General features: G+C 36.2%; 7 protein-coding genes. 1 reads left to right on the forward strand and 6 read right to left on the reverse strand.

Annotated features, from left to right (window positions below; translation table 11 throughout):
- The first annotated feature begins 38 nt into the window (after positions 1-38).
- Positions 39-1,838 carry an acetolactate synthase 3 large subunit gene (locus ACFIL3_RS06775; RefSeq protein ID WP_375613385.1) on the forward strand — a complete coding sequence of 600 codons (1,800 nt, stop codon included), beginning with the start codon at positions 39-41 and terminating at the stop codon, positions 1,836-1,838.
- Positions 1,839-2,497: 659 nt separating this feature from the next.
- Here ACFIL3_RS06775 and ACFIL3_RS06780 read toward each other — a convergent pair.
- The 6 genes from ACFIL3_RS06780 to ACFIL3_RS06805 form a co-directional block, all read right to left on the reverse strand.
- Positions 2,498-2,911: a TauD/TfdA family dioxygenase gene (locus tag ACFIL3_RS06780; protein ID WP_375628865.1), complete on the reverse strand. Its 414-nt coding sequence runs from the start codon at positions 2,909-2,911 to the stop codon at positions 2,498-2,500.
- A 122-nt stretch (positions 2,912-3,033) separates the two neighbouring features.
- Positions 3,034-3,318 (reverse strand): hypothetical protein, encoded by a 285-nt coding sequence (locus tag ACFIL3_RS06785; RefSeq protein WP_375681966.1) that lies wholly within the window; start codon positions 3,316-3,318, stop codon positions 3,034-3,036.
- 555 nt (positions 3,319-3,873) lie between these two features.
- Complete coding sequence (locus tag ACFIL3_RS06790) at positions 3,874-4,203, reverse strand: hypothetical protein (RefSeq protein WP_375628869.1); 330 nt, start codon at positions 4,201-4,203, stop codon at positions 3,874-3,876.
- 90 nt (positions 4,204-4,293) lie between these two features.
- A complete protein-coding gene (locus tag ACFIL3_RS06795) occupies positions 4,294-4,674 on the reverse strand; it encodes an MFS transporter (RefSeq protein ID WP_375681967.1) in 381 nt (126 codons plus the stop codon).
- Positions 4,675-4,948: 274 nt separating this feature from the next.
- The gene (locus tag ACFIL3_RS06800) at positions 4,949-5,875 is read right to left on the reverse strand and encodes a D-2-hydroxyacid dehydrogenase family protein (RefSeq protein ID WP_375628873.1); all 927 of its coding nucleotides are present in this window, start codon (positions 5,873-5,875) and stop codon (positions 4,949-4,951) included.
- Positions 5,876-6,112: 237 nt separating this feature from the next.
- A partial coding sequence (locus ACFIL3_RS06805; protein ID WP_375681968.1) for a tyrosine-type recombinase/integrase occupies positions 6,113-6,453 on the reverse strand: 341 nt, incomplete at its 5' end.

The raw sequence follows: 6,453 nt of genomic DNA on the forward strand, positions 1-6,453 counted from the left end.
GCTTTTTTATTGTCCTATAAAGTAGGTGAGTGGGAAAAATGAGAAATGATCCAAGAAAGCAAGAGAGTGCAGATGGAAAAATAATGTCGGGCGCTGAAATAGTGGTTCAAGCTCTTATAGATCAAGGCGTTGAACATATTTTTGGTTATCCTGGTGGGGCTGTTTTGCCTATTTTTGATGTTCTTTATCACCAAGATACACTCCAGCATATTTTGGTGCGCCATGAACAAGCCGCAGGGCATGCAGCTGAAGGCTATGCACGCAGCACAGGGAAGGTAGGGGTTATGCTTGTAACTTCTGGTCCAGGGGCAACGAATGCTGTTACACCTTTGCAAGATGCTCTTATGGATTCGATACCTCTTATTTGTTTTTCTGGGCAGGTGTCAACAACGGTGATTGGAACAAATGCTTTTCAAGAGGCTGATACAGTTGGAATTACAAAGCCTTGTACGAAGCGTAATTGGCTGGTTAAAAATGTCAATGATCTTGCGGCTATTATTCATGAAGCTTTTTTTCTTGCTCAATCAGGTCGTCCTGGGCCGGTTTTGATTGATATTCCTAAGGATGTTCAATTTGCTTCAGGATTTTATAGAGCACCTCAAGTTCAGGAGTCTTTACATTCTTTTCCATCGTTGAAAGGGAATACTAAGGCTATTGAATCTGCCGTTTCTCTTTTAGTTGAGGCAAAACGCCCTATTATTTATTCTGGTGGTGGTGTTATTTCATCGGGGATGAAAGCTATACAGCTTTTACGTAATTTGGTTCAATTGGGGGATTTTCCGATTACTTCAACATTAATGGGACTTGGTGCTTATCCTGCTTCCGGTAAAAATTGGCTTGGAATGCTTGGAATGCATGGAACCTATGAGGCTAATATGGCCATGCATGATTGTGATGTCATGTTAGCTGTTGGAGCACGATTTGATGATCGTATCACCGGGCGCCTTGATGCATTTGCACCTCATGCGCGTATTATTCATATTGATATTGACCCTTCTTCTATCAATAAAATTGTAAAAGCAGAAGTTCCAATTATTGGTGATGTGGCTTGTGTTTTAGGAGATATGACGCAACTCTTAAAGATACAGCAACCAGCGTTTAACAGTGAAGTCCGTGAGGCGTGGTGGACGCAAATTAACCGTTGGAAGGCTCGTAATTCATTAGCATATGCGGAGAAAAAAGATGTCATTATGCCGCAATATGCTCTTGAACGGCTGTATGCTTTTACCAAAGATGCGAATGCTTATATTACAACGGATGTCGGGCAGCATCAGATGTGGGCAGCGCAGTATTATCATTTTGATGAACCAAAACATTGGATGACTTCTGGTGGTCTTGGAACGATGGGGTATGGTTTACCTGCTGCTATAGGTGTTCAAATAGCGCATCCTGATGCGCTTGTTGTGTGTATTTCTGGTGATGCCTCCATTCAGATGAATATTCAAGAGCTTGCAACAGCTATTCAGCATGACACACCGGTGAAAATTTTCATTTTAAATAATCAGTATATGGGAATGGTCCGCCAGTGGCAGCAATTGCTGCATGGTAATCGTCTTTCTCATTCTTATACGGAATCTATGCCTGACTTTGTGAAATTGGCACAAGCTTATGGAGCCGTGGGAATTCATTGTTCAAAACCCGATGAACTTGATGATAAAATTCAGCAGATGATTGACTGTGATAAGCCTGTTCTTTTTGATTGTCGTGTTTATCATTTAGAAAACTGTTTTCCTATGATCCCATCGGGATGTGCTCATAATGAGATGTTATTACCCGATGAGGCAAGCGAAGAAGCTATTGCAAATGCTATTTCTTCCGAGGGAAAGATTCTTGTATAAAATGAATATGTTAACAAAATGGTGAAGGATGGTGATGATGAAGTCTTTGGAGTCTTCATCTCTGTCTCTTCTTTGTGGAGAGTTTCTATTATCCTTAGAGCTCATTTTATGATTTTCATTCTTTGTTTAAAGACATGGGGTGTATTATTATTTGTTCATCTAAAAAATGTTATAAGTCGTGTGCACAATTATGTTTGAATTTATTTGTACGCGATGTTTGTTTTTTTAATTCATATGTTCACATTAATAGCTATTTCGTTGCATTTTTTAGATAATACATTGAATTATCTGTTATAAATTAATTATGTTGTCTCATATATGAATGATTTCATCGTGCAAGAAAAAAAGCCACACTGCTTGAAGGGTGCAACCATGCAAGCCATTATGCCTATGAAAACAATAGAAAAGTTTGTTACTATGTTTTGGTTTTGCATTATGAAATTACTCCAAATAGCTCTTTCAGGGGCTTGATAGGAAAATCCCCCTAGCGGTTTGAAAGGAAGGGAAAAAATAACAAAAATCAAATGCAGCCATAGAAAACCAATAGGTCACCATAGCTTATAATCAGGTATGATTATGCGGGAGAAACCTATACATATGAGATGTATCGTCAATATATAAACCAGAATAATACTCAACATCATATCATTATCAGGATATTAACATTGAAAATTAAATATTCTTTCTTTTATTTGTTCTATATATCTATGATTCCATAAATCTGCAGACACAAACACTCTTTGAATCCATCGCATTGGATTTTCATAACTATCAAATGATCCAAAAAATTTATCTCTAGAGTGTAGGGCCATTCTATTATCAATGTATAATAATCTTCCTGGTTGTACATCAATTCCAAAAGATATAGCCTTAATAGCTTCATAAAAATGATCTAAAGCTTCCTTGGCTTTTTTTGACTGTGGCTCTAACATGCCTGGATAAAAAACAGCGCTGATATCTGGGAATTCACCGTCCCCTTGAACGAGGGGCACTTTACTTGTAGAAGTTACCCCATTTTTTCTCCATCTATAGGGAACATTAATTATATATAAATTATCCCTGAAGCTCCTCAAATCCTCCTCACTTAAAAGTTTTAAAGCTAGACGTGCATCATCGTTAACGGACCATCAACACCATTGCGAACACCAGATAAAAGTATCCCCTTTAGGAGATAAATTTAAATCCGTTATAAATTTTAGTGCAGCATTTTCATATGAAAATCTAACTCAACTTCAGATCCTAATCCTGTATAATCTTTTTTATTATCCTCTAAAAGAACTAGGTTATTTACTATATGTTCGCCTTCAAACTTAATTGAATAAGGCTCTCCGATCAATAAAGAAAACATCATAATTAAATTTTCGCTAATATAGCCACTTTTACAAGACGCATCTAAATTGTAAGGATTAGGTGACATATTAATTTGTCTATCAACAGGAAGGTTTTCAAAGATTAAATATGGTCTAGGGGTAATAGACACCTTTTGGTTCATAAGAATTGTCAATATTCTATGTGGTAGCAGCGAAAATGCTATTTTTTTAACTCAACCGAATATTCAATACCACCGTATGGATCATAAATAACATGGTCTAAAGCCTCTCAAAGTTTGTCTCTTTCGACATTGCTCAACTAAAAAGTATTTTCCATTTATCATTATAATTTCCCCCAATTATATTTCCCTACTTTTTTATTAAAAAAGTGAAAAAACAATAATTAAAATCAGCCATGTTAGTAAATAAGTGTCTGTAAAATCTTGGATTAATCCAAATAATGGTGGAGTAGTAATAATTGCGATTTGATTTACAGATATTGCTAAACCCAGAGAAAACACAACGCTTTCTTTCGGCTTAAGAGTCTACAATATAAGCAGCCCAAGGGCCATACCATTCCATTCCCAAAAAACTAACCAAGCAGATAAAATAGTTAAATAAATTATGGATCCACTTATGCCCAAAATTAATATTAAAAATCCAAAAACGACTGCAATCATGCAAAACAAGACAGGAAAAAATTGTCCTTTTTTACAATGATCACACTACGCTGCTAAAATAATTCTTCCTAAGGCACCAGAAGCCTGTGAAACAAAAAATAAATAAGCACTTTTATCTAGAGACAGGTGATAGATTCTATAAAAATAGATCGTTATAAAAATGGTTAAAACATATTGAACGATCACAAGTGAAACGCTTGGAAAAATAATATTCTTCATATGAGGCGCAGCCAACATTGCAAGACGAGATCTTACATTTGCATAGAACGAAATTCTTGCCTTGCTTTTTGGAACGATAGCGATAACTTTTGCTGGTGAGTGATAAAAAATAATAAATATACATCCCCCTAAAAAAGAAACTATGGCACCGACCAAAACGCACCTTGTATGCCATAGACAAGCACACTAGCAGGAATAACTATACCCAGCTAATGCCCCCACAACCTAATGTTAACCCCGCCTGCCTTATTCCCATTGCAAATCCGCGCTGCGATTGTGGAAACCATGAAGAAACAGATTTAGCACTACCGAGTTGAGCAGAACTATAAATCCCCCTATAATTAGCAAACAAACCAAAAGGGAAATATAGTTATCTGCGATTGCTCCCAACAAAAGAGCGACAGAAACGCCGATCGCGCCAACTCCAATAATATAGCGCTCGTTAAACTTGTCTAGTAATTCACCAGCTACAAGTAAGCCAATAATAGGTAGGAACTGCGCTGCTGAAGACAGCAAACCTATCTGAGAGTTACTAAGCGAGAAATCTTTCTTAAAAAATTTAGCTAAAGGACCAATCCCTTGAACAAAGAAGCAGGCTGATGCTTGAGCGATAGTGGCAACAAGCAATACAATCCATCTATAATAATTTTTTCTATAAATTTATTATTGCTCACTCAGCCCCCTCCAATTAAAGTGTATTCCAATGAGGTAGCCTTTTTTAATGATTGCAATAATAAATTGTGTATTTTATGCTGATTACATAAAAATCTGTCCATACTATTGGTATTAATATGAAAACTAAGGAATATGCTTAATTTAAGGAAATAAGCTATTATGTGTCGTGCAAATTTGATACGCTAGCGATATAAGATAAATTTTACAAACATTGGCTCAGCCGGCATTAAGCGCTCTTTATAAAAGAAGCTATATTTTGGCAAGCTTTTTCAAAATAATTCTCAAAGCTTTCTTCAGTCACATAGCCCAGATGCGGTGTGCAAAGAACTCTATCTGATTGCAATAATTTGCTCTCATATACTGGCTCGCTGTCATAAACATCCAGTGCAAAGTAAGTTGAATTTTCCAAACTTAGTATTTTTTCTATCGCCCCTTTTTCAACCAAAGCTGAACGCGCTGTGTTAACAAAAATAGCATGTGGTTTCATGCTCAATAGATTATCTAATTTTATGATTTCTCTGGTTTTATCGCTTAAACGTAAATGGACAGATATAATGTCAGGACGTGTAAAAAATTCATCTTTTGAATGCGTAAAATGATAACCTAAATTTTTTGCTTCTTGCGTTGAACGCTCGCTCCCATAAACCAAAATGGACATGCCAAAAGCTTGAGCATATTGAGCAACCATTTTACCAATACGGCCAAACCCGAATATTCCAAGAGTAGCCCCTTTCATTTGGTTGCCAAATGTTGTTTGCCATCGTCCTTTTTTCATATCAGACACAGATTTATAGAGTTTTCTACGCGCAGACATAATTAAGAGCCAGGCAAATTCAGCAGCAGAAGTTGGATCTCCACCACCGTCTAATATTTCAATTCCTAAGTCTCTACAAGCTTCTATATCAATATGTGAACCTATAGGGCCTGTTTGGCAGATTAATTTTAAATTTGGCAGTTTCAGGAGAAGATTTCTATCAACTATAGTCCGCTCTCTGATTAAGATAAGAATATCTATCTCTTTGAGCTTATCTTCTAAATCACATTCTTTAGCTAAATTATTTATAACCAGCACTTCATGCGATTTCATTAATTTTGTAATAGACTGTAATGTTAGGGTGGCTTTTTGATAGTCATCTGGAATTAATATTTTCAATTTAAACCTTCCGTTTCATTCATCAATATTTGAGCTCATTATTTCATTTCTAAAACAACCAAAAAGCAATCTCATCGCTGATATTTTGACATAACACCAAGCCTATTAACAAATTATCCCCCTTGATTTCATTGTTATTTCTAGCAACGGTAACAAATAATGATTAAATCAAAAAGTTATATTTGTAGTAAGGGATTAGGTGCTTATTGATTCTATTATGTTTTTTTATCTCTATCCCTAACTTTTTTGGAGCTTTTGTATCGATTCAAGGGAGAGTTTTTTGCGATCTGCGCTCTTGGTATAAAGAGATGCCATACTGTCATTTGTCCAGCCAAAGAGTGCTTTCAATTGCGATACCGTTGCACCCGAATTTGCTGCGCGTGTTGCTGCTAATTTTCTTAAGCCATGTGCTGATTTTTTGATACCTGCTTGGGTACAAGCATTATAAAATGTAATTCCGAAGCTTTTTTTGGGTATTTTTTTCCCGCGTTTACCACAAATGAATGTTTCTTCTCCAATAGGACCAACTTCAAGCGTTTTGGCTAATTCCGGTAAAATAGGTAGAAAGACATCTGTTT

It is taken from the genome of Bartonella sp. CE47NXGY, assembly GCF_042195415.1.
Lineage (GTDB): Bacteria > Pseudomonadota > Alphaproteobacteria > Rhizobiales > Rhizobiaceae > Bartonella.

Excerpts from the sequence above, each read along its gene's own strand:
- ACFIL3_RS06775 (WP_375613385.1), top strand. The coding sequence starts at position 39 with ATGAGAAATGATCCAAGAAAGCAAGAGAGTGCAGATGGAAAAATAATG.